The sequence below is a fragment of the Streptococcus mitis genome (assembly GCF_003942775.1).
GTDB classification, from domain to species: Bacteria; Bacillota; Bacilli; order Lactobacillales; family Streptococcaceae; genus Streptococcus; species Streptococcus mitis_CN.
Genome location: NZ_RJNX01000034.1, coordinates 1 through 503, shown reverse-complemented (window position 1 = coordinate 503; position 503 = coordinate 1). Strand labels below are relative to the sequence as shown.

1 rRNA gene is annotated in these 503 nt (G+C 46.5%); it reads right to left on the bottom strand.

The window, feature by feature from the left end:
* Positions 1-340 (bottom strand): 16S ribosomal RNA (locus D8848_RS10755); the annotation flags it as partial.
* Positions 341-503 lie beyond the last annotated feature (163 nt).

Sequence of the window (503 nt, the reverse complement as noted above, 5' to 3'; positions counted from 1 at the left end):
TGGGCCGTGTCTCAGTCCCAGTGTGGCCGATCACCCTCTCAGGTCGGCTATGTATCGTCGCCTTGGTGAGCCGTTACCCCACCAACTAGCTAATACAACGCAGGTCCATCTGGTAGTGATGCAATTGCACCTTTTAAGCAAATGTCATGCAACATCTACTCTTATGCGGTATTAGCTATCGTTTCCAATAGTTATCCCCCGCTACCAGGCAGGTTACCTACGCGTTACTCACCCGTTCGCAACTCATCCAGAAGAGCAAGCTCCTCCTTCAGCGTTCTACTTGCATGTATTAGGCACGCCGCCAGCGTTCGTCCTGAGCCAGGATCAAACTCTCATTAAAAGTTTGAGTTCTCACTCATTTCTGTCACTGACAGATTTATTGTTTTTTTCATTGTTCAGTACTACAACCTTAGTTGTAGTGCCCTGCACATTGGTTCGTCTTGTTCAGTTTTCAAAGGTCTTTGTCACTTGCTTCTCTCAAGCGACAACTATATTAGTATATC